Raw genomic sequence first — 24,190 nt, forward strand, 5'->3', positions numbered from 1 at the left:
GCCGCTGGCCTACTCGTTCCGGCGTGCGCCGGGCTCGGCCCCGCCCGGAGCAGCGCCAGCCCCGGCCTGGAGCAAGGCGAGCCCTGGCCTCGGGGCAACGCCAGCCCCGGCTTGGAGCAACGCCAGCCCCGGCCCCGGGGCCACGCCAAGCAAACGGCGCCTCCGGCGCGAGCCCTGCCTGATAAGGCGGGCCGCATCGGGGGCGCCGTTATTTGCAGCCCAGCCGGTGCCAGAGGCCTTCCGGTCCGCCGGGACAAGCCGGCCGCCGGCGAATCAATCCGCCTGTTTGTTCATCCGCCGGTCTTCCTCCTCGATCCGCTCCTTGATGCCGCCGAGAACGTCCGCTCCGTGCGCCATCGGCTCGTGAAGAATGCCGGAGGTGTGCTCCGTCTCCGGCGCATCCCGGATCATTTTTTGAACAATTTTGGCGTTCAGCTTCTCGGTCATCGCAGGGAACAGATGGCTGGAGAGGTTGGTGCCTTTGGCGTAAAAGCTTACGTCCACCGATTCCTGCGGGTCATCGATCAGCTTGACGATGGCGTCGGTGACGTTCCCGGGATCGTCGAGCGGCAGCATGCGCGCCGTTTTGCCGGTATAATTGCCCGTATGGTCGAACCAGGGCGTGTCGGTCGCCCAGGGATTGACCAGGCAGACATGAACGTTGTCCAGCCCTTCCAGCTCCATTTCCCGATGCAGCGAGGCGGTTAGGCCGACGACGGCATATTTGGTAGCCGCGTAGGCGCTGTAGTAGGGGAACGGGATTTTTCCGGCGATGGAGCCGAGGTTGATCAGGGTGCCGGCCCGGTTTTGCCGGAAATGGGCGAGGGCGGCCGAACTGCCGTACATGGCGCCCAGCACATTCGTCTGCACGCAGCGGGCCATATCCTCGAACGGAATGCGGTCGAAGTCCCCGATCAGGCCCGCTCCGGCGTTATTGATCCAGACGTCGATCCGGCCGAAGCGTTCGATTGCCGTTCGGGCAATCCTCTCCACATCTCCGGGGACACCGACATCGGCCGTCACGGCGACCGCATTGCCGCATTCCGCGGCCAGCGCTTCGATCAGGCCGGCGCGCCGCGCGGCCAGGACCAGGCTCATCCCGCGCTCCGCCAGCTTCAACGCGACCCCTTTGCCGATGCCGCTGGAAGCGCCGGTAATCACGACGGTCCGGGTTTCCTCCGCCGGGTGGTTCGTCTTTTTCATGGCTCTGCTCCTCCTCGTTCCGCGCCGGTCCGGCAGACCTGTCCGCGGGCTTTTGTTTTCTTAAAGGTTTACCCTTCTCACGGAAAAAGCGAACCATTTCGCAAAAACAGTCAAAAACGGTTCCCCGCCGTCTGGTAGGATAGGGACCAAAGGAGGGCGCCGCCTTGATTGCACCAAACCACATTCAGAGAAGCATCCGCTACATGGAAACCCATCTGCACGAAGACATCACGCTGGAGCAAATCGCGGCGCAGGCCGGATTTTCGCCGCATCATTTTCACCGGCTGTTCCGCGAAGCCGTCGGAATGAACGTGGCCGACTACCTGCGCGGCCGCCGTCTGTGCCGGGCTTCCCGGCTGCTGCTGTACACCGATCAGCCGATACTCGACATAGCGTTCGACTGTCTTTTTGAAAGCCAGGAGGCGTTCACACGCGCCTTCAAGAGAAGATACGGCCTGCCGCCGAACCGCTACCGCAAATTATTCGCGCCGCAGACGCGGCCGACCCGAGGAGGAAACGCCATGCAAGAGCCGACAAACGTCAAGGGCTGGATTTTGAGCGGAAGCCATCCGCACAATTATGAAATGGGCATCGACCGGGCTGTCGTTCATCAGGGCAACGCGTCGGGTTATCTGAAAGCCGTCACGCCGCAGGAGCCGGCCGAGTTTGCCACCATGATGCAGCAGTTCAAGGCGGACCGCTACATCGGAAAACGGATGCGGTTTTCCGGCTTCGTGAAGACCTCCGGGGTCAGCGACTTTTGCGGCCTGTGGATGCGGGTCGACAACAACGCCCAGGACGTGCTGCAGTTTGACAACATGAACGACCGGCGCATCATCGGGGACACGGAATGGAACCACTACGCCATCGTGCTTGATATCCCCGACAATGGCGCGATAGTGTCGTTCGGAGTACTGCTGATGGGTCCGGGGCAGGTATGGGTGGACAGCCTCCGGTTTGAGGAAGTGGACCGCCGGGTGCAGACCACGAACCTGGAGCTGCAGTATGAGCTTCTGGACGAGCCAGCGAATCTGTCGTTTGAAGAATAGCCGGGAAGGAGAAGGAGAAATGCTGGCTGATGCCCGACCCATCGAAAGTCGTAAAACCGTGCTTGGCGTATCCGTCCTGTCGGGGCTGGCGCTGTACGTCATTTTGGGAGGAGCGGGACTGGCGCTCGGTTATTTTCTGCCGCAGCTGGCCGAATGGGCGTTAAGCTTGCCTTGGGTGCCCTTTTCCGGGCCGCTCCGGCTGATTGCTTCCTTGAAAGGGGACTGGGTGCCTTTCCTGCTGGCGGCCGCCGGTCTGTCCGGGGGAGCTGCGCTTGCCGCGCTGGGCATCCGGGAAACGCTGGTCGTCGCCATTACCAGCCGGGAGGTTTCGCTGCAAAAGAACCGAAAGCGGCGGTTGTTTGCCGCAGAGGACATCGCCGCCGTCTTCCTGGACGGCAAGGAGCTGGTTCTGCTCGGAACGTCGGGCCTCGAGCTTGCCCGGGAGCCGAAGGACGAGACGGCCGCCAGGCTGGCGCGCGGGTTCCGGCGGCACGGCTACCCGTGGGCGGACGAGGGAGACCCGTTCCGGGAGGCGTACCGGCGCTGGCTGCCCGATTCGCCCGACTTGCCGCCGGCGGTCAACGCTCTGCTGATAGCCCGGGAAAAGGCGCTGAAGGCGGAGGACCGGGAGGACGCCCGCGACCTTCGCGGCGAGTTGGCCAAGCTGGGTTACGCGGTCCGGGAGGAAGAAACCCGCCAGTATTGGAGAAAGGCGTAACCGGCAAAAGGCTGTCCCGCAAGTGACAGGCTCCCCTACCGTAGCGGGGGTTACGATTTCACCCGTCTACCTTCAGGGGGAGCCTGTCAAAGCCGAAATCGGCAGGGCGGGAGCAGCCCGGTTTGCGTCCCGGCGGATCTGTACACGGAGACGGGACCTCTGTTTTGACCGGAGCCTCAGCTAACGGTTGCCACAGAGGCTATTTGCTCCAATAAAGGGGTTTCGGGATTGTAACGGTTGCCAGAGCGCTTATTTTCGGATTTTTGCTTAATTTTGCCCGGTTTTTTCGAAATAAGCGCTGTGGCAACCGTTAGCGCAAAAAAGAGCGGGTTTTGAGGCGAATAAGCGCTGTGGCAACCGTTACAAATGCCCTAGTCCGCTTTTTTGGTCAAACAAGCTCTGTGGCAGCTGTTAGGGTTTGCCGCTATGGCGCCGCTTCAAACGAAGCCGCCGTTTGCGCGCAGCGTCTGCCCGGTGATCCAGCCGGCTTCGGGGCTGGCCAGGAACAGCACGGTGCCGGTGATGTCGTCCGTTTCGCCCAGCCGGCCGAACGCGTTCATGGTGGCGATGGCCTGCATCTGCTGCTCCGTTTTGCCGTTTCGGAACAGCTCGGTGTTGACCGGGCCGGGGGCGACGGCGTTGATGGTGATGCCCTTCGGCCCAAGCTCCCTGGCCAGCTGGCGGGTAAACTGCTCCACCGCCCCTTTGGTCCCGGCATAAACGCTGTATGCGGGAAACATCGCGCCGGCGACCGAGGTGGAGAAGTTGATGATCCGTCCGCCCTCGCCCATATGCCGGGCTGCCTGCTGAATGGCGAAGTAGGTTCCTTTGACGTTGACGGCGAACTGCCGGTCAAATTCTTCCTCGGTTACGTCGGCCAGCGGTTTTGTGGTCATCCGTCCCGCATTGTTGACCAGAATGTCCACCCGCCCGAACAAACCGAGCGTCTGCCGGAACAACTCCTCCACTTCGGCCTTCCGGCTGATATCGGCGCGGACGGAGACGGCTTCGCCGCCGTTATCCCGAATGGCCCGGACGGTTTCCTCCGCTTTTTCCTTGCTCCCGCTGTAATTGACCACGACCTTCGCGCCCGCCGCGGCAAACGCCAGCGCCAATGCGCGCCCGATTCCCCGGGACGCTCCGGTGATCAGGGCGACTTTTTCGTTCAGCTTCCAGGTTGTCACTGTAGATCCCTCCGTTCTCATAATGGTTCACGCGACCGGTTTTTTCCTCACGGTAAAATATCATCCCGGCGTGATAAAGGACGCCGTCCCGAAAATCGCCGTCAGCCGTAAAGCCGGTGTCGTCCGTGTATTCGATATGGCTGCCTTCTATCGTATAGTTCCCTTGGTATGCGCTGCGCCGGCTGCCCCGGGCTTCGTCGTACCGGCCGTCCGGCAAAAGCTCGTGGCGGATGTATCCGTCGCGGGTCACCCACATGCCGACGTAAGGATGAGGAGGGTGGGCGTTGCTGTTGTTCATGCTCAGGCTCCTTTCAAAAGAAGAGGTTACCCGTATTATGCCTCCGTCCGGCAGGCGGACGGTAGACGAATGCTGGCCGATTCTTGCCTGATTCTCCAAAAAGGCATACAGTGGAGCTAATCCAAACGGAAGGCGGGAAGAGACATGCCGGTTAGTGCCGAGACGCGGGAGACGGTCGCCGCCAAGCAAAAGGAGCTGGCGGGGCTGATTGCCAGACATGCCAAAGAAGACGGGTTTCACCAGACCGCTGTGGGCCCGCTTCGCTTTATCCGCGCGTCCCGCCCAACGGAGGCGGTTCATTCCGTCTATGAACCTTCTCTTTGTCTGGTTGCGCAGGGAGCCAAGCTGGCTATGCTGGGCAGCGAAACCTACCGGTACGACCCGGGCTGCTACCTGATGGCATCGGTTCACCTGCCGGTGATCGGGCATGTCGTTGAAGCTTCTCCCGATACGCCCTACCTTTGCTTTCAGCTGAATTTTAACATGGACCAGATGGTCGACCTGCTGCGGGGCGACGGGGAAGCGGAGCCGGACGGGCGCGAGCGGAAAAGGAGCGGGCGGGGGCTGGCGCTGGCCCGGACCAAGCCCCCGCTTCTGGATGCCGTTCTCCGGCTGGCCGGTCTGGTGGACACGCCGGAGGACATCCCCGTGCTGGCTCCGCTGGCCGTCCGCGAAATTTTCTACCGGGTGCTGCAGGACGACGCCGGCAGCCAAATCAGACGGTTTGTGCTGTCCGGCAGCCGGGGCCGGCAGATCGCGGCTGCCATTGATCTTATGATGCGCGACTGCGCAAAGCCCTGGCGGATCGAGGAGCTCGCGCACGCGGTCCACATGAGCGTGTCTTCCCTGCATCAGCATTTTAAAGAGGTCACGGCCATGAGCCCCCTTCAGTATTTGAAGCGGCTCCGGCTGCAGGAAGCCCGCCGGCTGCTGCTGACCGAAACCGCGGCGGCCGCCGACGCGGCGTTCCGCGTCGGCTATGAAAGCCCGTCCCAGTTCAGTCGCGAGTACGCCCGGCTGTTCGGCCACCCCCCGATAAGCGACATCCGGCGCTTCCGGGCCTCGCTCTAGCGCTCCCTTTCCGGTCGCGGCTTTCCGCCCGCCCATTGTCCCGTCCTCCGCCCGCCCGTTGTCCGCCCCCGCCGGCCCATTGTCCCGTCCTCCGCCCGCCCGTTGTCCCGCCTCCGTCCGCCCATTCTACTGCCCCCGCCATCGAATTGACCCGCGCCCGCTCACCTCGCAGGCGCGTTTTGGCGTTTCGCCGGTTGCCCGCATAGCATTCCGTAACATTTTGACAGGCCCGATTGAAACGCAGTTTTTCGGGTATATCACCAGTGAGCGGCCGTTCGCGGCCGGGGTTGTCAGACAGCAGGGGAGACAAGGGAGGGACCGGCCGTGAGATGGAAAGGCAGAAGAGCGAGCGGAAACGTGGAGGACCGCCGGGGAACGGGCGGCGGCATGGGCGGCAAAACCGTACTGGGCGGCGGCGTCGGGATGATCGTGGTGGTGCTTCTCGTGACGCTTTTGGGCGGAAACCCGGGCGATCTGCTGAGCGGCCTGACCTCCGATCCGGGCACGAGCGCCCCTTACGAAGAAACGGCGGAGGAGCAGGAGCTGGCGCAGTTTGTCAAAGTGGTTCTCGCCGATACGGAGGACGTGTGGACCGGGATTTTCCGGGAAGAGGGCCGCACGTACGAGGAGCCGACCCTGGTGCTTTACACGGGAAGCGTGCAGTCTGCCTGTGGGGCGGCGGGCTCGTCCACGGGACCGTTTTACTGCCCGGGCGATCAAAAGCTGTACATCGACCTGAGCTTTTACGAGGAGCTGAAGCGGAATTTCCAGGCCCCGGGCGATTTCGCAATGGCGTACGTGATCGCGCACGAGGTGGGGCATCACGTGCAGACGCTGCTCGGAACGACCGACCAGCTGCCGGCTCTGGAACGCCGGCTCGGCGGGACGGGCGCGGAAGGCGCGCAGGTCCGGTTTGAGCTCCAGGCGGACTATTACGCGGGCGTCTGGGCGCATCACGCGCAAAGCTTGAATCTGCTGGAGGAAGGCGATCTGGAGGAAGCCCTGACGGCGGCGGGAGCGGTCGGCGACGACCGCATCCAGGAGCGGGCAAGGGGCTACGCGGTGCCCGAAAGCTTCACGCACGGCAGCTCCGAGCAGCGCGAGCGCTGGTTTTCCAAAGGCTTTCAGACCGGTTCGCTGGACGGAGGCGACACCTTCTCTGCGGATGCGCTTTAATGCAGGGGGCAGGGTCTTCCGCCCTTGGGCCGTTTTCCGCGGGGCGGAGAACGGCTTTTTTCGTGCGTTGAATCTTTCATTGCCGGGCGGTTGCGTCTGGACTAAAATGGAACGGATGAGGGTCTTCGCGCGTAGTTACTTTTTATCTGATCCGGAAAGGGTGGGGACTCTTGGAAAATGGTCTTATTGTGAAACTGTTTGAGAAATTGCCGGACGGAGCGTTCCGTCAGCTGGAAGAACGCACCTGGAGCGCGAACATGATCGCCGCTTTGGAGCATGTGAACTACCTGGTGGTCGGCGGAACCGAATACGAAACGGTCGAAGGCCGGCTCGACCTGGACCAGGGCTGCCTGGAGCTGCTGGTCGTGCCGATGAAGCATGAATAACGTTAGCTTTTGAAAGGAGAAATCCGGCTTGGAAGAAGAAAAAAAACGCAAGGAGGCCGCTCCGCGCGGATTTGCGCTGGACGGCAAGCCGATGAAGGTGCTGTCGACCTCGCTCGGGATCGCCCTTCTCGCCAACGCCATGATGGCGACCGGCGCGGGTGCGGCGAGCGAAGGGACGGGCGGGGAAGAGCCCAAGCTTGTCGCCTGGTCAAACGAGGAAGTGAAAGCTTACTTCGACAAGAACGTCGACTGGAGCATTCCGCTGCCCGCGGAAGGCCAGGACCCGCAGGCGACCGAGCCTCCCGAAGGGGGCGGCTCCGCGTCCGGCGGCGGAACCACGGTCATCAACAACTACGGCGGGTACAACAACGGCTTCGGCTGGGACGACCTGATGCTTTATCATTTGCTTTTCAACAACGGCGGGTATTATTCCTCCGCCGGCTGGTATGAGAACCGGCGCGCTTACCGCACGGGGACCTCGACGCCCTACAAGCCGCGCTCCTACAGCAGCGACACGTTCCAGAACAAACGCGTGTCGGGCTCGGCGGTGCCGCCCAAAACGTCGACGACGTCCGGCACCTTCAACAGCCGCTCCACCTCCTCCAAGGCGGGGAGCATCGGCGGCAAATCGAGCACGTTCAGCACGTCGGGCTCGTCGAAATCGTCCGGCAAGAGCTCGGGGTCCGTCTCGCGCTCAAGCTCGAAGAGCAGCGGGTTCGGCGGATGACGAACGTATTCGAAGTGATCGGCACGCCGCATCCGGACCGCGAAGCGCGCGTGGAGCGGCTGGGCGAGCTCGGCTTCACCTGGGCGAACCTGGAGGACGAGGACTATTGGGTCGACCAGGTCGTGCTGATGCGGAAGGAAACCTATGCCGAGCTGACGGAAGCCGCTTCGCGGCTTTGGCGCATCCTCGACAAAACGGCGCGGTATGTGCACGGCAAGCCCGACCTGTACCATCTGCTCGGCATTCCGCCTATCCTGTGGCGGATGCTGGACGAGTGCCCTCTTCCGGCGGAGCCTGTCATCAGCCGCTACGCGCGGTTTGACTTTGCGGTCTCGGGGGACGGCGCGATCAAGCTGCTGGAGCTGAACGCCGACACGCCGACCGGCTACGTCGAAGCGTCCATCGCGACACCGTGGGTGCTGGAGCAGGCGGGCCTGCCGTCGCCGAATGCGGCGATGAAGGAGCTCGTCGCGGCGGCCTGGGGCGAGGAGCGGCCGGACACGGCCGTGTGCGTCGCTTACGGCGAGCACCTGGAGGATTCCGGCACGATCGAAGCGCTGGCCCGGCACAGCGGCCTGGACGTCCGGTTCGAGGACTGCCTGATGCTCTCCATCGACAAGGGCATCGTCAAGGACCGCGACGGGCGTCCGATCGACCGCATGTTCGCCCTTTACCCGAAGGAATGGATGGCGGTGGACGAGGGCGGCGAGGCGCTGGCGTATGCCGTCGAGTCGGGAAAGCTGACCCTGTTCAACCCGCCGCACAGCATTTTGCTGCAATCCAAAGGGCTTCTGGCCGCCGTTTGGGGGCTTTACGAGCTGGGGCTTTTGTTTGACGAAAGCGAACGCGAAGCCATCTCCCGCTACATGCTGGCCACGTACAACAAACCGGTGTTTTCGGGAAGCTTCGTGTCCAAGTCGATGTTCGGCCGCGAAGGCGGCTCCGTCCGCATGTTTGATGCCGGCGGCCAGCTAGAGATCGAGGACCGGGACGGCTTCGACACCAGTGTGATGTTCCCGACGGTTTATCAGAAGCGGGCCGAGCTGGCCCGGATCGAAACGGCGGCGGGCGAGCTTCACCTGCTGACCGGCCTGTTTGTGCTGAACGGAACGCCATGCGGGCTGCTGGGCCGCGCAGGCGGACCGATTACCGGGAACACCAGCCATTTTATCGCCATGGGAGTGAGATAGATGCAAGAATTGCAACGGAAGCGGCCGGGAAGACGGCTTCGGAAAGGAACATTCAGCCTTTTCGGCGTCCTCCTGACGCTCGCGCTTCTGCTCGGCGGCTGCGGGCAGGACACGTCGTCGGTCTTCCATACAAATCCCGACGCCGGCTCCACGTCAAACGTGGCCCGGGTGCCCTGGGATTACCGCATCGTCGAAGGAACGGTCGGCGACCTGATCGGCAGCGACATGACGGTGCTGCCTGACAACGAGATGCTGCCGAACGACGGCAATTACGCCACCGGGGACAAAGTCTGGACGCTCCAGTTCATGGACGCCGAGCTGGTGACGGGCGCCGATAACCGCAACGACATCCGCCTGTCCTCCTGGACGACGATCAAATCTTACCCGGACCAGAAATCCGCCGAAACGGACCTGGCCAATCTGAAGGTTTCGGTCACGACCGACGTCGACCTGGTGGGCGTGTACAAAACGGAATACCAGAACAAAACGCGCAACTTCGCCGTGCTGGAGCTGCCCACCGGCAACCGGATCAAGCAGCCCATCGACGACGCCCGGTACACCGCCTTGGAAAAAGCGAAAACCGCGTCCGTCGTGCTGGAGGAAGTGCACGACTTCGCCGATTATGATCTGGCGTATGCAAAATTTCGGGGGTGGGCCAAGTGACAATCGTCATTAACATTGTGGTGAGCATCGCGGTGATGATCGTGCTCCAGGTCATCGGCATGCTGGTTTTTAACTGGATGACGCCTTACAAGGACATGGAAGAGCTGAAAAAGGGCAATGTGGCCGTCGGTCTGGCCATGGGCGGCAAATATTTGGGGACGGCCATTATTCTCGGGGTATCCGCTTTTACCAATACTTCGATCTGGTTTCTCGCGCTCTGGTTTGCGGTCGGCTACGTTTGCCTGATCGCTTCCTACTGGATTTTCGAGCTTCTGACGCCAAACCTGACCATTTCGGTAGAGCTGAAGAAAGGCAATGTGGCGGTCGGCGTAATGCTGGCTATGGTCTTCATCGGAACGGCGTTCGCCGTCAGCAGCCTGATCATTTAACGCGGGGGAAGGGGTTCGGTCGGCGTGCATTTTTTTCTCCGGCTATCCACCAAATTAATGCGGCTGCGCAAAACAACCATCGCCGCGGCCATTGTCGCTTTCGTTCTGATCAGCACGACGGCGGCCTACCTGATGGAGCCGGACACGTTCGGCACCTGGTTTACCGCCCTTTATTGGGTAATGACCACGATGGCGACGGTCGGCTACGGCGATTACTACATGAAAACGCCGCTCGGCAAAACCTTTACCATGTTTGTATACGTCTTCGGAATCGGCCTGCTCAGTCTGGTGATCGGCAAGGTGATCGATTCCATCGGGGCGATTCAGCGCAAGAGAGGGGCGGGGGCCTTGAATTTCCGGGGGCAAAACCAGATCGTGGTGATCAATTGGAGCAAAAAGGCGCAGGCGGCCGTGGACGAAATCCTCAGCTTCCGGCCGGACGCCCACATCGTCATCGTCGACGAATCGAACCGGCATCCGCTTGATCAGATGCACCAGGTTCATTTCGTCAGCGGCGACCCGTCCGCCGAGGAAACGCTGGAAAAGGCAGGCATCCGGGAGGCGCAGGCGGTCATTGTTTTTGCGGACGTGCGGATCGACGAGGCGGCGCTGGTAGACGGCAAATCGCTGCTTATCGTGTCGACGATCGAGCGGATGGCGCCGAACGTACATACCACCGTGGAGATCGTGCAGGAAAAGAACGTGCAAAATTTCCGGCATGCGAAGGTCGACGATTTTGTGCTGTCGCATGACGCCATCTCCCGGCTGGCGGTCCGTTCGGCCCTCCGGGAAGGAAATTCGGAGGTCATCGGCCAGCTGCTCAGCCGCACGCATGGCGACGATCTGTACGAGATTGCGGTCGACCGGGCCTGGAAAACGTACGGCGACGCGTTTCACGACCTGCTCGGGCAGGGCGCGACGCTGATCGCCGACCGCAGCGACATGGGCATCAACCGCAAGCTGGATGCTCCGATTCCGCCGGGCGCCCGGCTGTATATCGTATCCGACGATCCTACGTACCGGAAGATCGCGGGGCGGTAGAGCGTGCTGCTTCCCTGAGCGGGCACGGTCACTCCCAAGCTGCGGCCCGGCATGCGGCATGCAAAAACCCTCGGTTCGCTTTACCGGCGAGCCGAGGGTTTTTGCGTTTGCCGGCCCAGCCGGCGGATGTCGGCCGGCGTGTAAACGATCCCCCCGCGGGCCAGCAGGGTCCGGTCGCTGACCTTCCAGGTATGGGAGCCGGAATTTTTTCGGCGGATGGCCAGAAAATCGCTGCGGCCGCCGGAATAAAGCCGCAAGCCGGCGGCTTTGCAGTCGAGACAGAAGGCGGCGCATTCGCCCTGATTCCGGTTGCGGAACCGAATCCGGCGGAACACGGACCGCTTCGCCACCAGCGTCGCCCCGGGGAGCATGGTAACGTACCGGTGCTCCAGGCGGTTATACCGCAGAAGGAGCAGGCGGCTTCCCTCCAGATACATATAGTGGGCCCGTTTTCCGATCACGTCCGCCTTGGAACGCCTCATGTCCCGCAGGCTGCCGGACAGGTAGTCCGGCCCGTAGTAATCGTCGTCGTCAAATTTGGCGATATACGGATAGCGGGCCAGGCCGACCGCCAGGTTCAGGCAGCGGCCGAGGCTGGTCCGCTCGGGCACCCGGACGATGCGCACGTTCGGATGCCATTGGGCTTCGGTCTCGTACGGGGCCCGGCTCAGGCTGTCCTTGTTCAGGACGATGATCAGCTCTTTGTCCGGATGAGACTGCCGGGCGTAATTGGCGAAAAGGGCTTCGCGGAAAGCTCCCCGGCAGGTGCAGGTGATCACCGACACCCCGCGGCGGGGAGCAGGCGCGTGAGTGGACGGCGCGAGGAATGTCATAGCCGGACGCTCCCCCGCGACGCCGGTTTCCGCTGCACAAAAGCGCGGAAGTTATGCACGCCGGGGATTTTGCGGTGGTAGCGAAGCAGCTTATCTTCCGCGATCACCCAGGTATGACCGGCCGAATTTTTGCGGCGGACCGCGGCGAAATGATACCGGTTCCCCGAGTACACGCGGAAGCCGCGGCGCAGGCTGCCCTGGCAGAACGCATCGTCTTCGCCCACGCTGCGGTCCGGAAAACGGACCTTGCGGAAGACGCTGCGCTTCGCAAGAAGCGTCGCGCCGGGGAGAGGCGAAGCCGGGCGGTTGTCTTCTCCGTCAAACCGGAGAATGAGCGCTTTGGAGCCGCGGAGGTACATGTAGTGCGTCCGCTTTCCGACCACATCGGCCCGGGCTTTTTTGAGGGTCCGCAGGCTGTCGGAAAGATAAGCCGGGGCGTAATAATCGTCATCGTCGAACTTGGCGATGTACGGATAAACCGCCTTGCGGACCGCGTAGTTCAGGCAGGCGCCCAGCGAAACGCGTTCCGGCAGCCGGTACACCCGGATGCCGCTGTGCTTGCGGGCCAGCCGGCGGTACGGGCCAAGCGGGAGACTGTCCCGGTTGACAAGGATAATCAGCTCCTTGACGGGGTGCCGCTGCCGGAGAAAATTGCCGGCGAGCGCATGCAAATAATGCTCCCGGTTGGTGCAGCAGATAACGGAGATTCCCTCCCGGCCGTCCGGCGGCCGTGCGCTTGTCCCCATGTCATTCCCTCCCGGTATATAATCCGTGTCCTTCGATAGTAGTGTATGTGCTGCGGGGGGAGAGGAAACGGCGGACGGCACGGCGGGACACGCGTCGCCAAAGGCTGGGCATACCGGCATGGACACACACTGCCGCCCGTCGGGCAACCCGCACATGGGCAACCGCGCCGCCAACAGCCGGGCGAGTTGCGCGAGAGGAGCCTGCCAGCAAAAGACCGTGACGCGGGGGAATGTTTTGGTATACCCTTAGGAGCAAGCACAGACCGGAAATCCGCCCGTTCAGACGGGAAAACCGGCAGGTTAAACCAAAAGGCGATACCAATCGCCGCCAGCATGCCATAATGACAGCACAGACCGGGGTGAGGCATAAGGGTGAAAATTCAAGTGGACCTTCAGGACAAGTACGAAGAAACGGTGATCACCATCCAGGCCAAGGAATGGACCGAGGAGCTGGCCGCGCTGATGAAGAAGCTTCAGAGCCCCGCCAGCGGGCGGCTGGTCGGAGTGGAGGAGGAGCGGTCGGTCCTTCTGGAGCCGTCCGAAATCGACTGCGTGTTCGCGGAAAACCGCCGGGTGCTGGCGGCCGTCCGGCAGCGGCGGGTCGAGCTGCGCATGAAGCTGTACGAGGTGGAGGAGCTCCTGGCACCATACAATTTTATCCGCTTTTCCAAGTCGGTCATCGGCAACCTGGATCAAATCGCGCGCTTTGAGGTGATGTTTAACGGAACCCTCTGCGTCCACTTCAAGTCGGGCGGTAAGGAGTACGTGTCCCGCGCTTACGTCGGAGAACTCAAGCAGCGGCTGATTATGGGGGGAGGCGGCAAGGATGGCGCTTAATATTCTGAGAAGGGTGATGAGCGGCCTGGCGATGGCGGCCATCATCACGTTTGCGGCGCTGACGGTGCTGATGCAGAAGGACATGGTCATCGAAGCCCGGCTGATCTGGCTGAATATGCTGGGCAGCATGATCATGGGCGTCTATTTCGGGCTGGCGTCGTTTCTGTTCGAGGTTGAGCGGTGGAGCCCTTTGAAATCGCTGCTGGCGCATTTTTGCCTGTCGGTCGCCGTCTTTTTCCTCGTCGCCCTGAACGTGGGCTGGCTGGAGGCGGACCGCACGGGCCCGCTTCTGATCGGGCTGGGGATGTTTGCCGTCATTTACGCGGTCTTCTGGACCAGCTTCAGCTTCTATTTCCGGCGGCAGGCCAAGGAATTGAACGCATCCGTGAAGGAACCGAAAGAAGGGAAGAAGTGACATGACTTATGCGCTGCAGGCGGAAAACATTGTGAAGCGGTACGGCGCCAAAACGGCGCTGGACGGAGCGGGCATCCGCGTTCCCGAGGGAGGCTGCTTCGGGCTGCTCGGCCCGAACGGGGCGGGGAAATCGACGCTGATGAAAATCATCACCGGCATCATGCGGCCGGACAGCGGGAGCATTGAAGCGCTCGGCATGGACGCCCTGGGTCAGGCGGCGGCGCTCGGCCGGCAGATCGGTTACGTGCCGCAGGAGATTACGCTTCACGACCGGCTGAGCGCGGTGCAGAACCTGAGCTTTTTCGGGGAAATGAACGGCGTCCGGGGCGCGGAGCTGAAACGGCGGATCGCGGCCGTGCTGGAGCAGGTCGGACTGGCGGACCGGGCCAAGGAGCCGGTGGGCCGTTATTCCGGCGGCATGAAACGGCGGATCAACATCGCCGCGGCGCTTCTGCACCGGCCCCGGCTGGTGATTCTGGACGAGCCGACCGTCGGCATCGACCCGCAATCGCGAAACCACATTTTTGAAATGATCCGGGGGCTGCAGCGGGAGGGCGTCACCCTTGTCTACTCGACCCATTACATGGAGGAAGTCGAAGCGCTGTGCGGCGATGCGGCCATCATCGACCAGGGAAAGGTCATTGCGCAGGGGAGCCTGGAGGAGCTGCTGGAGCGGCACGCCGCCAAAGCGGTATATGTGGAAGCGGAGGCGCTGGCGGAACCGCCGCGCGTCGAAGGCGTGCGGAGCGCCGTCCGGAAGGGCCGGGGCTGGGAGCTGGAGAGCGACTGCCCGCTGGAGGTGCTGCAAAGGCTGTCCGCGCTTCTTGCCGGGCAGGGCGGCAAGGTGGGCGCGCTGCAATTGACGAAGCCGACGCTGGACAGCGTATTTTTGAAATTGACGGGAACCAAGCTGCGCGACTAGCGGCGGGCGGATCGATACACTTTTACGGGAAAAGGATGTGCGGATGATGATCCGGAGTATGGCGCGCAAGGAAATCCAGCTTCTGCTGAAGGACAAAGGAACGTTTTTCTGGCTTTTCATTCTTCCGGTTCTCTTTATCGTTATGTTCGCTTCCATTTTCGGCAGCGTCGGCAGCTCGACCTATGCCATCCATTACTACGACGCCGACAAATCCCCGCAAGCCGGGCAAGTTGTGGATGCGTTGAAAAGGATTGACGGCTTCGAGCTGAAAACGGATGAAGCCGGGCCCCTGGACGGACAGCTGGAAAAGGTGCGGAACGGCTCGCTGACCGCGCTTCTGGTCATTCCCGAAGGGTACGGCGAAGCTTTAAGCGCGGGAAGGGCGGCCGAGCTTGAGCTTTACCGGGATGCAGCGGCGGACGAAGCGGTCGCCCCGCTTTCCGCCGTGCTGGATAACCTGATCCATTCCTATCAGCAGGAAAAGCTTCGCGCGGTGCTGGCGGCATCGGGGCAAGGCGGGCAGGCCGAGGAGCTTCTGGCCCCTCCGGTTCAGGTGAAGGAGATCAAGGAGAACGCCGCCAGAACGGATACGGTGACGCAAATCGTTCCCGGCTACACGGTCATGTTCGTTTTCTTCATCATGATTACCATGGTGCACCGGTTTCTGCGGGACCGCGAATCGGGCATGCTGACACGGCTGCAGGGGACGCAAATGAAGGCGGTCCACTACCTGGTCGGGATGTGGCTGCCGAACCTGCTGGTCGTCCTGACCCAAAGCACCGTGCTGCTCCTGTTCGGCCATTTCGTCTACGGGCTGGAGCTGGGGGACTTGTCCGCCATCGCGCTTCTCGTGCTCGGGCTCGCCGTCTGCTCGACCGGCCTCGGCCTGATTCTTTCGCTGGTGGTAAGCAGCGAAAACATGGGCATCGCCGTCGTGCAGATCATCGCGATGGGCGGCGCCATCGTCGGCGGGCTGTGGGTGCCCTTTGACCTGCTGCCCGCCGCCATTCAGACCGTCGGCCGTCTAACGCCGCAGTATTGGGCGCAGCACGGCATGCAGGACGTGATGATCCGCGGGGCCCATCTGGGCGGCGTCTGGCTGCCCGCCGCCGTGCTGTTCGCCTTCGGACTGGCCGGCTTGGCGGCGGCGGTGCTGCGGTTTCGCCGCTTCGCCGCAAAAGCCGTAAGCTGACGGAGGCCGTGGAGCGGCCCCGTGCAAATAAAAAGCAGCCCGGAGCCGGAGGAGGCTTCGGGCTGCTTGCGTTTGCGTTCGCGGTGCGGAGCGCCTCAGGAGAAGGACGCGGGCTCCTGCTCCGGCCGTTCGGCATGAACATAGCGCCCATGCTCGGGGATGGAAAGGACGCCGAAGCCCTGCGCCAGCTCGGCAAGCCCCTGCCGCAGGTCTTCTCCGGCCATCGGCGCGCCGTGGCCGGCAATCGCCGTACGCGGGGCCAGCGACTCCAGCAGCTTGACGGACTGCCAGGCGGCGTCCCAGTCCGTCGTGAAGTAAGCCGGCGGACGGTGAACGTCTTCTTTTTGCAGCAGCATGGCGACGGCCGATTCTTCCTTGACCGTGACGAAGGCGTCTCCGGCGATCAGCATGCGGTCGGAATCGCGGAACAAAGAGACGTGTCCGTCCGTGTGGCCGGGGGTGTGCAGCCACCGCCAGCCGGGCAGGCCCGGCACACTGCCGTCTTCCGGCAGGGGCTGCACGCGGGAGCCGAGGTCGATCCCTTTGCGGGGAAACAGCGGCGAGACCCGGGAGAGCAGGCCGCCGCCAACCGAAGGATCGGGCTCGGGATAATCGGCCCGGCCGGTCAGGTAAGGCAACTCTTTTTCATGCGCGAACACCGGCACATCCCATTGCTCCAGCAAAGCTTCCAGCGAGCCGACATGGTCGAAATGGCCGTGCGTCAAAATGATGGCCCGGGGAGCGAAAGGGCCGAACCGTTCGGCCGCCGCGCCGGCGATCTTCCCGGCGAAGCCGTGCAAACCGGCGTCCACGAGTACCCATTCGTCGGTCAGGGGATACCCCGCCAGAACGACGTTGGAGATCAGCGTCCGCAAACACAGGATATCAGAGGGAAGGGTCGTCATGGGCTGCTAATCCTCCTTTGCAGGTTGCCTCAAAGCCCGGACGGTGCTGTCCGTCCGAATGCGCAGCATATGCGGCGCATTCAAAGCGAGGCGTTCCCATTAGCGTGTGCGCGGACCCGGGAACTATACGCCGCCCCGGGCCGGGCGGGACAGCAAAATCAGCCGGGTAACGAGAAAGCCGGCGCAGAGGAAAAAGCCCAGCGAAACCCCGTCGATCAAAACCGCTTCCAGATGAACGCCTCCGGCCGTTCCCATCAGCATCGCCAGTCCGATTCCAAGGAACTGGGCGGCCGTCACGTAAAACGTATTCAGCAGCGGCCGGAACCAGCTGAGGCCCCGCCGCCAATACGTGCCCGCCACCGCCATCAGCAGGAAATTAAGCGCCGCGAGCAAAAACGACGGGGAGTCGTCTGCAAACATGCCGTCCTCCAGCGCCCAGCCCGGCAGCCAGAAGGCGGCGAGCGCCAGGTTCAGCGCCAAGGCTCCCAGCAGGATCGGGCGAAACCACTTCCGGTCGTTGCGGCGCTGCTTGTCGAGCCGGCGTTTTTTCATGGCTTCGCTTTGCCAGGGAGGAAGATTGCGGCTCATCGTCTTCCCGACGGCCAGCTCGGGGGCGTTCGCCCCGCGGGGATGCTTGGGAAGCTCCGCGTACCCGGTCTCCAGATCGGCTTCGGTCACCTCTCCGATATGCGCGTGAGTAAGGTAAACCGGTACGCCGTTTTCCTCGAGCCGGGCGATCCACTTCTCCGTCTCCTGCGCCGATCCTTCCGCAAACAGCGCGTACCGGATGCGGCCGGTTTCGTCCTCCCACTGCATGACGAGGCGCGCTAGAATTTGATAAAAGCCCGGGGCATTGGAGCCGCGGGTGATGTAGCGGGTCATGCGGCCGAAGGTCGCCTCGCGCATGCGGGCGTAGGGAATCAGATGCTCGGCTTCCTGCCCGGTTTTCCGGTTTTTCCAGTATGTATAATAACCCGCTTCGTTTAATTCAACGCGCAGCTCGAAGGTCTCCGCAATGCGGGTCACCCGGTAAATGAAAAGCGACAGCAAGGCGAACAGGATGCCGGCACAAAAAGCGGCCGCCGAGCCCGCCGTATCCCTCTCCGCCAGAAAGTACACGCCGAACCCGAAGCCCGCCAGGGCAAGCAGCAGAAAAAAGACAGCCAGGCCCCACTGCAGCCCTTTTGCCCCCCGGGACAGTTTGTTGGAGTATTTCAAATCTTTCCCGTTCACTTCCATTAATCCGGTTTCCTCCTTTAGCGCTTGTCTATTTTTTTACCCATCTATACGGAGAATAAAAGGGAGCGGTTCATCCACACTATAACAGACCGCACACTTTGAAGAAACGGAGGGCGACGGATGAAGCGCTGGATGGGAAAGGGACTGCTGCTGGCCTTGGCGCTGGCGATCGCTTGGGCGCCGGCGGCGCTTCGGGCGGAGCCGGCGGATGCCGGACGGCCGGAAGTGAAGTGCGTCAGTCCGAAGGCGGCGGAGCTGAAGGAAAACCTGCGGAAGCTGTGGACGGATCACGCCGTTTGGACACGCGCTTACATCGTAAGCGCCGTAGACGGCCTGGCAGATCAAGAGCAGGTGTTGGCGCGGCTGATGAAGAATCAGGAGGACATTGGAAACGCCATTAAGCCGTATTACGGAGTGGCGGCGGGAAACCGGCTGACGGAGCTGCTGAAGGAGCATATAGCGATTGCCGGGAAAATCGTGGACGCCGCCAAGAACGGCCGGGAGGCGGAGCTCGGCAGGCTGAACCGGGACTGGTACCGGAACGCGGACGAGATTGCCCGCCTGCTGAGCGGCGCCAATCCGAACTGGCCCTATGCGGAGCTGAAAGCCATGCTGCACAAACACCTGCTGCAGGTGGCGGCCATCCTGGACGCCCGGCTGAAAAAGGATTGGCAGCGCGGCATTTCCGTCTTTGACGAAGGGCTTTTGCACCTTCTGGAGCTTTCGGATACGCTTGCGGCGGGCATCGTCAAGCAATTCCCCGCCGTGTTCCCGGACGTTTGTCCGCCTGCGGCTCAATAAAACGACAGAGGTCGGCTCCCGGTGGCCCCGGGTCCGGCCTCTTTTTATTTGGATAGTATTTCGCTAGGCCATGTTTTGCTGCTGGCGGTTATGCTTGTGTTCTCGTTTGAGCTTTCCGTCTCGTACGCCGTCGTTTTGGTGGGCTACCTGTTCTTCTCGCCCGCTTTCTCGGCCGCGTTGGCCTCCCTCAACAACGAAGCCGCGCGCATTTTGCCGGCGCCGCTGATCGGCTCGGGCATGGGGCTGCTGCAGCTCATTCAGTTTTTCGGCGGCTCGGTGTCCGTGGCGTTCTGCGGGCTTTTGCTCGGCCGGCAGAAGCTGGCGCCGCCCGTTCACGCCTACCAGAACGTATACCGGGGTTTGCTTGGCGTGGCCGTCTGCTCGGCCGCCCTGCTCCTGTGGTACCGGCGGTCGGAGCCTTCGCGGGAGGCGCACGCGTAACGGATGGGGCTGCTTGCGGAAGCCGCACCGCATCCTCCAAGGAAACGTCCTGTTGAGAGGGCCGGGAATTCTCCCGGTCTACTCTATTTTTTCTTTCCTTTTTTTAATAGATGTTTATGGAATTTGAATTTAATAGAAAGTATAATAATGGCTTACAACAGGTATTTACGGAAGAGGTTCGCGGCGTGAAAAAATTTTGGTTAAGCGTTCTCGCCAGTTTGGTGCTGGTGCTGGCGGTTCCGGTTATCGCGGCGGTGGATGTGTTTTTTCCGGACCGAGACTGGCCTGCCGCCCGCGGCGGGCAGGTGGATGCGACGGGCTGGGATTTCGGGCGTGACGGGGTTATCCCGCTGGACGGGGAATGGGAGTTTTACCGGGGGCGGCTGCTTGAGCCGGAGGATTTCCGGACGCCCGAAGCTGCCCTGCGTCTGTCCGCCCAGGCGGAGCGTGTCCCGGTTCCCGGGAAGTGGAACGGCTATCTCTCGGAAACGGACGATAACGCCGCCCACGGCTTCGGCACGTACCGGCTGCTTGTACGGACGGACGGAGAAGGTCCCCAGGTTTTCGGGTTAAAAACCGAAAACATCCGGTCGGCCAGCCGGGCCTTCCTGAACGGAAAGGAAATCGGCCGCAGCGGAATGCCTGCGGAAGCATCCGGCGAAGGCTCGCAGCGGAATGTGCCGTTTGCGGGGTATGCCGCCGCCTCGGGAGAGAGCGTCGAAATCATCATCCAGGTGGCCAATTACAGCTATTCCTCCGGGGGTATCGTCTCCCAGGTTTGGCTGGGGGATGCCCAAGGGGTTGCCGACAAGCGCATTTCCGCCATTTCCTATGATCTGGTCGCCGCCGTGTGCATGGTGATCCCGGCCTGCTTTCTGCTGATTTTGTCCCGTTTCCGCGAGAAAGAAAAGACGGCGCTTTATCTGGGGCTTTTCTGTATCGCCGCGATGGTTTATATCGTCACGCACGGGGAGAAGCTGCTCCCCGCCTATCTGTCCGCCATGAGCTACGAGGTGGTGATGCGCCTCCAGCTCGCCTCTTCGACGCTCGTCTATCTGTTCCTGATCCGTTATGTGGCTTCTACCATTTCCGGAACGTTCCCCCGGGTGATCATGTCGCTCGCAAATGCCGGCACGGTGCTGTTCGTGCTGATTTCCATTTTGCTTCCGGCGCGTATCTTTTCGCATCTGGAGCCGGTCATTTTGTCCATTTCCGTCTTCTCCGTGACTTATGTCTTGTATGCGCTGCTCAAGGGGCTGGCTCACTCCAGCCGGGCGGTGTTTCTCACGATGCTCAGCGTACAGAGCCTTCTGTCCATTATCGTGCTGTATCTGCTCAATCTGGTCGGGTTCGCCGCCGTTCCGTATCTGGTGCCCTATGAAATGCTGCTGTTTGTTTTTGCGCAGGCCTTTTCCATGATGCAGCAGTTCGCCGAGTCGTTCCGGGAGGTCAATCGTCTGTCCCGAAGGCTGTTTGCGCTTGGCCGCGTGAGGGACGATTATATCGCCCACACCTCGCATGAACTGAAAGCTCCGCTGAACGGCATCGTCAACCTGGCGGAAACGCTCATGGAGGGGGCTCCCGGTCCCGGGGATGGGGAGCGGGAAAAGCAGCTCAAGCTGATCGCTTCCACCGGGCGGCGACTTTCGTCGCTGCTCGACGACATGGCTGACTTTGTCCGGCTCAACAACGGCGACATCGTGCTCCGCCGACAGGCGGTGGATTTGCGGACGCTGGCCGCCTCCGTAATGGACGTCACCCGCCAGGTGGCGGGCGGCTCCCGCGTCGCGTTCCGGCTGGAGGTGCCGGACGGCTTGCCCCACCTGGACGCGGACGAGGACCGGCTGGGCCAGGTGCTCTTCCATCTGCTCGGCAACGCCGCCCGGTTTACGACGGAAGGATCGGTTTTGCTTGCCGCCAAGCCGGAAGGGGACCAGGTCGTCATCCGGATTGCCGATACCGGGCGGGGAATCGAAAAGGAACGGCTCGCATCCATTTTCGATACCTACGAGCGGGCGGAAACGGAAGACGGACGGAACCGCCCGGGCGGCGGGCTCGGCCTCGGCATCACGCGGAAGCTGATCGAGCTGCACGGCGGAACCATCGGGGTCCAGTCGGAAACCGGCAAGGGAACCGTCTTTCGCATCGAAATGCCCGCGCTGCGGGAAAAAATCCCGCTGCAGCTCCGGGGAATGGACGAAAAGCAAGCGGGTATCCCGCTGCTGCCGGCTGATAACGGCACCGAATGGGAGGCCGGAGCCGCCGGCGTGCCCGAAGGCGGCGAATGCGAGGTGCTGATCGTCAGCAACGATACGCTTCACCTGCAGGTGCTCGCCAATGTCCTCCGGCTGGAGCGCCACCGCGTCATCGCGGTCGACAACGGGGATGAAGCCCTGGCGATCATCCGCCGGGAGTCGAACCTTGATCTGGTGGTAACGAAGTGGATGATGCCGGACGTTTCCGGACTGGCGCTGTGCAAAGCGATCCGGGAGCGGTATCCCCTCTCCGAGCTGCCGATTCTGGTGCTGACGGCGTTCGACCGGCCCGATGTCATCCAGGCCGCCTTCGAGTCGGGCGCAAACGATTTTCTCGGCATTCCGGCCGACATTCGGGAGCTGCGGGCGCGGGTGCGGACCCTGCTCACCCTGAGGAGATCGGTCCGCCAGACGCTGCAGGCGGAGATCGCCTTTTTGCAGGCGCAGATCAAGCCCCATTTTCTTTACAACGCTTTGAACGCGATTATCTCCGTGACGCCCGAGGACCCTGACCAGGCCACGGACCTGCTGTTGGAGCTGAGCCATTACCTGCGCAACAGCTTTGATTTCCGCATCCGGGGCCAGACGGTGCCGATCCAGAAGGAGCTGGAGCTGGTCCAATCCTATCTGGCGCTGGAAAAGGCAAGGTTTGACGACCGGCTGCGCATCGTCATCGACGTGCCCGGGGAGCTGCGCGAATTTGTGCCGCTCCTCAGCATCCAGCCGATCGTGGAAAATGCGGTCAATCACGGCGCCACGCAAAAAGAAGCGGGCGGCACGGTGCGGCTGACGATTCGCGCGGCCGCCGGACAAGTCGACGTTTCGGTATCCGACGACGGCCCCGGCATGACGCCGGAGCGGGCAAAGGCCGTGCTGGGCGAGAGCGGGCCTTCGGGCGGAGTCGGGCTCCGGAACATCCAGCAGCGGCTGTTGAAAATTTACGGCAGCGGCCTCGTTATCGAAAGCGCGCCGGGCCGCGGGACGACCGTACGCTTCAGCGTTCCCCGGCAGGCGGCCGGATCAGAGGACAAACAACAGGAGTGAGTGTTCAGGATGAAGGCGATACTGATCGACGACGAAAAGCCCGCTTTGCAGCACCTGGAGCGGCTGATCGACAAAGACGGCCGTCTCGGGGTGGCGGGCAAATTCACGTCCGCCAGACTCGCGCTGGAGCATCTGGCGAAGGAAAAAGCGGATATCGTGCTGCTGGACATCGGAATGCCGGGCATGAACGGGCTGGAGGCGGCGGAGCATATCCAGCAGATGGACCGGAACATCCGGATCGTGTTTGTGACGGCTTACACCGAATATGCGGTCGATGCGTTCGAGCTGCATGCGATCGACTACTTGCTGAAGCCGGTCACCCCGCAGCGGCTGGCGAAAACCGTGGACCGGCTGACCGGCGCGCCGCCGGAGGTCCGGCCGGCGCCTGCGCCGGCCCCGGTTTCCATTCTCTGCTTCAAGCGAATGGAGCTCGCGGACCCCGCCGATCCCGGAAGGCAGCCGAGATGGCGGACCAGCAAGGCGCAGGAGTTGTTCGCTTTGCTGCTTCATTTTGAAGGGCAGTGGATCATGAAGGACCGCATTCTCGATCTGGTATGGCCGGATTTTGAGCTGAACAAGGCGGTCACCAACCTGCACACCACGGTCTATCACATCCGGAAGCTGGTCAAAAGCTGGGGGCTTCCCGTCAGCGTGGAGTTTTCCCAGGAGCGGTACCGGCTCGTGAACCACGGGAGAGCGAGCGATGCGGAGCGGTTTCTTCAAGGGCTGTCGGCCGGTCCGATAAAGAACGAGCGGGACCGCGAATATGTCGAGGGGCTGCTGGCGCTGTACCGGGGAGATTATCTGGAGGAGCATGATTACGCGTGGGCGGAAGCACGGCGGAAGGAGCTCCAGCTCGGCTACTTTCAGCTCAGTATGCGGCTGTCGGAATATGAGCTTGGCGCGGGCCGGGAACGGCAGGCCATGCGGCGGCTTCTGGCGCTGCAGGAATTGGATCCGTTTTCGGTGGAGCTTTGCTCGCTCATTCTGACGGGCTATGCGCGCCTGAACGAATTCGGCATGCTCAAGCATCATTACGAAAGCTACCGCAAGCTGCTGGAGGCGGAGCTCGGCGTATCGCCCGACGGCCTTCTGGCGCAGCAGATGCGGCAGCTTCTGATCGGAAAAGGATAAAAGGCGGAGGGAGTGCCTCCGCCTTTTCAGCTTGTCGAGAAACCCAGTTCATTTTAGACACCATGGGTACTCCGTTTCGTTTGTCATCGTTGTATAGGGAGAAAACGAGGGGTTGCTTGCTCCATTTATCTCAGCGCTCCTGTTGGGTCGCCATCTTCTTCCTATTCTGTACGGCTGCCGTCATCGGTGCCTCCCCGTTTGCCTCGTGCTCCCTTCTTTTCTCTCTGCTTGTGGCGGGCACAAGCCAACGAAGCCCAGGAAAAAAGACAACTAGGTGCACAGCGACACTTATTTTCGATGGTATCCCGTTCCGATCGCGAAATAATTCCCT

General features: G+C 62.1%; 24 protein-coding genes and 1 pseudogene. 18 read left to right on the plus strand and 7 right to left on the minus strand.

The window, feature by feature from the left end:
• Positions 1-273: 273 nt before the first annotated feature.
• Positions 274-1,203: an SDR family NAD(P)-dependent oxidoreductase gene (locus tag AC6I6H_RS04785; RefSeq protein WP_497952160.1), complete on the minus strand. Its 930-nt coding sequence runs from the start codon at positions 1,201-1,203 to the stop codon at positions 274-276.
• 164 nt (positions 1,204-1,367) lie between these two features.
• Here AC6I6H_RS04785 and AC6I6H_RS04790 point away from each other — a divergent pair, with 164 nt between their 5' ends.
• Entirely contained in the window at positions 1,368-2,252 is an 885-nt protein-coding gene (locus tag AC6I6H_RS04790; protein WP_497952162.1) for a helix-turn-helix domain-containing protein, read from the plus strand.
• Between the two features lie 19 nt (positions 2,253-2,271).
• A complete protein-coding gene (locus AC6I6H_RS04795) occupies positions 2,272-2,970 on the plus strand; it encodes a YqeB family protein (RefSeq protein WP_497952165.1) in 699 nt (232 codons plus the stop codon).
• A gap of 437 nt (positions 2,971-3,407) precedes the next feature.
• Here the strand turns inward: AC6I6H_RS04795 and AC6I6H_RS04800 are convergent, their stop codons facing one another.
• Both AC6I6H_RS04800 and AC6I6H_RS04805 read right to left on the minus strand, forming a co-directional pair.
• The gene (locus tag AC6I6H_RS04800) at positions 3,408-4,154 is read right to left on the minus strand and encodes an SDR family oxidoreductase (RefSeq protein ID WP_497952167.1); all 747 of its coding nucleotides are present in this window, start codon (positions 4,152-4,154) and stop codon (positions 3,408-3,410) included.
• A gap of 46 nt (positions 4,155-4,200) precedes the next feature.
• A pseudogene (locus AC6I6H_RS04805) lies at positions 4,201-4,452 on the minus strand (Atu4866 domain-containing protein); the annotation flags it as partial.
• A gap of 144 nt (positions 4,453-4,596) precedes the next feature.
• On the opposite strand from AC6I6H_RS04805, the gene AC6I6H_RS04810 reads away from it, so the two are divergent.
• From AC6I6H_RS04810 to AC6I6H_RS04845, 8 genes are all read left to right on the plus strand, one after another.
• The gene (locus tag AC6I6H_RS04810; protein ID WP_497952169.1) at positions 4,597-5,523 is read left to right on the plus strand and encodes an AraC family transcriptional regulator; all 927 of its coding nucleotides are present in this window, start codon (positions 4,597-4,599) and stop codon (positions 5,521-5,523) included.
• Between the two features lie 324 nt (positions 5,524-5,847).
• The gene (gene ypfJ / locus AC6I6H_RS04815) at positions 5,848-6,699 is read left to right on the plus strand and encodes a KPN_02809 family neutral zinc metallopeptidase (RefSeq protein WP_497952171.1); all 852 of its coding nucleotides are present in this window, start codon (positions 5,848-5,850) and stop codon (positions 6,697-6,699) included.
• A gap of 188 nt (positions 6,700-6,887) precedes the next feature.
• The gene (locus tag AC6I6H_RS04820; RefSeq protein WP_497952173.1) at positions 6,888-7,085 is read left to right on the plus strand and encodes a hypothetical protein; all 198 of its coding nucleotides are present in this window, start codon (positions 6,888-6,890) and stop codon (positions 7,083-7,085) included.
• Between the two features lie 28 nt (positions 7,086-7,113).
• Positions 7,114-7,812 (plus strand): hypothetical protein, encoded by a 699-nt coding sequence (locus AC6I6H_RS04825; RefSeq protein ID WP_497952175.1) that lies wholly within the window; start codon positions 7,114-7,116, stop codon positions 7,810-7,812.
• Complete coding sequence (locus tag AC6I6H_RS04830; RefSeq protein ID WP_497952177.1) at positions 7,809-9,002, plus strand: glutathionylspermidine synthase family protein; 1,194 nt, start codon at positions 7,809-7,811, stop codon at positions 9,000-9,002. Before AC6I6H_RS04825 ends, AC6I6H_RS04830 begins: the two co-directional genes overlap by 4 nt.
• Complete coding sequence (locus tag AC6I6H_RS04835; RefSeq protein ID WP_497952179.1) at positions 9,003-9,665, plus strand: signal peptide protein; 663 nt, start codon at positions 9,003-9,005, stop codon at positions 9,663-9,665. It abuts the gene before it with no gap.
• Positions 9,662-10,054 carry a DUF350 domain-containing protein gene (locus AC6I6H_RS04840; RefSeq protein WP_497952181.1) on the plus strand — a complete coding sequence of 131 codons (393 nt, stop codon included), beginning with the start codon at positions 9,662-9,664 and terminating at the stop codon, positions 10,052-10,054. The genes AC6I6H_RS04835 and AC6I6H_RS04840 overlap by 4 nt, the downstream gene beginning before the upstream one ends.
• A 24-nt stretch (positions 10,055-10,078) precedes the next feature.
• Positions 10,079-11,095 (plus strand): potassium channel family protein, encoded by a 1,017-nt coding sequence (locus tag AC6I6H_RS04845; RefSeq protein WP_497952184.1) that lies wholly within the window; start codon positions 10,079-10,081, stop codon positions 11,093-11,095.
• An 80-nt stretch (positions 11,096-11,175) separates the two neighbouring features.
• Here the strand turns inward: AC6I6H_RS04845 and AC6I6H_RS04850 are convergent, their stop codons facing one another.
• Together AC6I6H_RS04850 and AC6I6H_RS04855 are read right to left on the minus strand one after the other, a co-directional pair.
• Positions 11,176-11,928: a glycosyltransferase gene (locus tag AC6I6H_RS04850; RefSeq protein ID WP_497952186.1), complete on the minus strand. Its 753-nt coding sequence runs from the start codon at positions 11,926-11,928 to the stop codon at positions 11,176-11,178.
• Positions 11,925-12,674 carry a glycosyltransferase family 2 protein gene (locus AC6I6H_RS04855; protein ID WP_497952191.1) on the minus strand — a complete coding sequence of 250 codons (750 nt, stop codon included), beginning with the start codon at positions 12,672-12,674 and terminating at the stop codon, positions 11,925-11,927. The genes AC6I6H_RS04850 and AC6I6H_RS04855 overlap by 4 nt, the downstream gene beginning before the upstream one ends.
• 372 nt (positions 12,675-13,046) lie before the next feature.
• Here AC6I6H_RS04855 and AC6I6H_RS04860 point away from each other — a divergent pair, with 372 nt between their 5' ends.
• Genes AC6I6H_RS04860 through AC6I6H_RS04875 form a run of 4 tightly spaced genes read left to right on the plus strand, consistent with a single transcriptional unit; the run spans position 13,047 to position 16,040 of the window.
• The gene (locus tag AC6I6H_RS04860) at positions 13,047-13,511 is read left to right on the plus strand and encodes a LytTR family DNA-binding domain-containing protein (RefSeq protein WP_497952193.1); all 465 of its coding nucleotides are present in this window, start codon (positions 13,047-13,049) and stop codon (positions 13,509-13,511) included.
• Complete coding sequence (locus AC6I6H_RS04865) at positions 13,501-13,926, plus strand: DUF3021 domain-containing protein (protein ID WP_497952195.1); 426 nt, start codon at positions 13,501-13,503, stop codon at positions 13,924-13,926. The genes AC6I6H_RS04860 and AC6I6H_RS04865 overlap by 11 nt, the downstream gene beginning before the upstream one ends.
• A gap of 1 nt (position 13,927) precedes the next feature.
• Positions 13,928-14,848, plus strand: coding sequence for an ABC transporter ATP-binding protein (locus AC6I6H_RS04870; RefSeq protein ID WP_497952197.1), 921 nt, complete (start codon positions 13,928-13,930; stop codon positions 14,846-14,848).
• A gap of 43 nt (positions 14,849-14,891) precedes the next feature.
• A complete protein-coding gene (locus AC6I6H_RS04875; RefSeq protein ID WP_497952199.1) occupies positions 14,892-16,040 on the plus strand; it encodes an ABC transporter permease in 1,149 nt (382 codons plus the stop codon).
• Positions 16,041-16,135: 95 nt separating this feature from the next.
• Here the strand turns inward: AC6I6H_RS04875 and AC6I6H_RS04880 are convergent, their stop codons facing one another.
• Positions 16,136-16,945: an MBL fold metallo-hydrolase gene (locus tag AC6I6H_RS04880; RefSeq protein WP_497952201.1), complete on the minus strand. Its 810-nt coding sequence runs from the start codon at positions 16,943-16,945 to the stop codon at positions 16,136-16,138.
• Positions 16,946-17,068: 123 nt separating this feature from the next.
• Positions 17,069-18,184 (minus strand): hypothetical protein, encoded by a 1,116-nt coding sequence (locus AC6I6H_RS04885; protein WP_497952203.1) that lies wholly within the window; start codon positions 18,182-18,184, stop codon positions 17,069-17,071.
• 120 nt (positions 18,185-18,304) lie between these two features.
• On the opposite strand from AC6I6H_RS04885, the gene AC6I6H_RS04890 reads away from it, so the two are divergent.
• The 4 genes from AC6I6H_RS04890 (at position 18,305) to AC6I6H_RS04905 (ending at position 23,859) form a co-directional block, all read left to right on the plus strand.
• Positions 18,305-18,985, plus strand: a complete 681-nt coding sequence (locus AC6I6H_RS04890) for a glycosyltransferase (protein ID WP_497952205.1) — start codon at positions 18,305-18,307, stop codon at positions 18,983-18,985.
• 21 nt (positions 18,986-19,006) lie between these two features.
• Complete coding sequence (locus AC6I6H_RS04895) at positions 19,007-19,426, plus strand: hypothetical protein (RefSeq protein WP_497952207.1); 420 nt, start codon at positions 19,007-19,009, stop codon at positions 19,424-19,426.
• Between the two features lie 185 nt (positions 19,427-19,611).
• The gene (locus tag AC6I6H_RS04900; protein ID WP_497952209.1) at positions 19,612-22,725 is read left to right on the plus strand and encodes a hybrid sensor histidine kinase/response regulator; all 3,114 of its coding nucleotides are present in this window, start codon (positions 19,612-19,614) and stop codon (positions 22,723-22,725) included.
• 9 nt (positions 22,726-22,734) lie between these two features.
• Positions 22,735-23,859 carry a response regulator gene (locus AC6I6H_RS04905; RefSeq protein WP_497952211.1) on the plus strand — a complete coding sequence of 375 codons (1,125 nt, stop codon included), beginning with the start codon at positions 22,735-22,737 and terminating at the stop codon, positions 23,857-23,859.
• Positions 23,860-24,190 lie beyond the last annotated feature (331 nt).

It is taken from the genome of Gorillibacterium sp. sgz306347 (genome assembly GCF_059735245.1).

Coding starts and splice junctions, on each gene's coding strand:
- AC6I6H_RS04785 (WP_497952160.1), bottom strand. CDS start 1,203: ATGAAAAAGACGAACCACCCGGCGGAGGAAACCCGGACCGTCGTGATT.
- AC6I6H_RS04795 (WP_497952165.1), top strand. CDS start 2,272: ATGCTGGCTGATGCCCGACCCATCGAAAGTCGTAAAACCGTGCTTGGC.
- AC6I6H_RS04810 (WP_497952169.1), top strand. CDS start 4,597: ATGCCGGTTAGTGCCGAGACGCGGGAGACGGTCGCCGCCAAGCAAAAG.
- AC6I6H_RS04830 (WP_497952177.1), top strand. CDS start 7,809: ATGACGAACGTATTCGAAGTGATCGGCACGCCGCATCCGGACCGCGAA.
- AC6I6H_RS04835 (WP_497952179.1), top strand. CDS start 9,003: ATGCAAGAATTGCAACGGAAGCGGCCGGGAAGACGGCTTCGGAAAGGA.
- AC6I6H_RS04850 (WP_497952186.1), bottom strand. CDS start 11,928: ATGACATTCCTCGCGCCGTCCACTCACGCGCCTGCTCCCCGCCGCGGG.
- AC6I6H_RS04855 (WP_497952191.1), bottom strand. CDS start 12,674: ATGGGGACAAGCGCACGGCCGCCGGACGGCCGGGAGGGAATCTCCGTT.
- AC6I6H_RS04865 (WP_497952195.1), top strand. CDS start 13,501: ATGGCGCTTAATATTCTGAGAAGGGTGATGAGCGGCCTGGCGATGGCG.
- AC6I6H_RS04870 (WP_497952197.1), top strand. CDS start 13,928: ATGACTTATGCGCTGCAGGCGGAAAACATTGTGAAGCGGTACGGCGCC.
- AC6I6H_RS04875 (WP_497952199.1), top strand. CDS start 14,892: ATGATGATCCGGAGTATGGCGCGCAAGGAAATCCAGCTTCTGCTGAAG.
- AC6I6H_RS04880 (WP_497952201.1), bottom strand. CDS start 16,945: ATGACGACCCTTCCCTCTGATATCCTGTGTTTGCGGACGCTGATCTCC.
- AC6I6H_RS04885 (WP_497952203.1), bottom strand. CDS start 18,184: ATGGAAGTGAACGGGAAAGATTTGAAATACTCCAACAAACTGTCCCGG.
- AC6I6H_RS04890 (WP_497952205.1), top strand. CDS start 18,305: ATGAAGCGCTGGATGGGAAAGGGACTGCTGCTGGCCTTGGCGCTGGCG.
- AC6I6H_RS04905 (WP_497952211.1), top strand. CDS start 22,735: ATGAAGGCGATACTGATCGACGACGAAAAGCCCGCTTTGCAGCACCTG.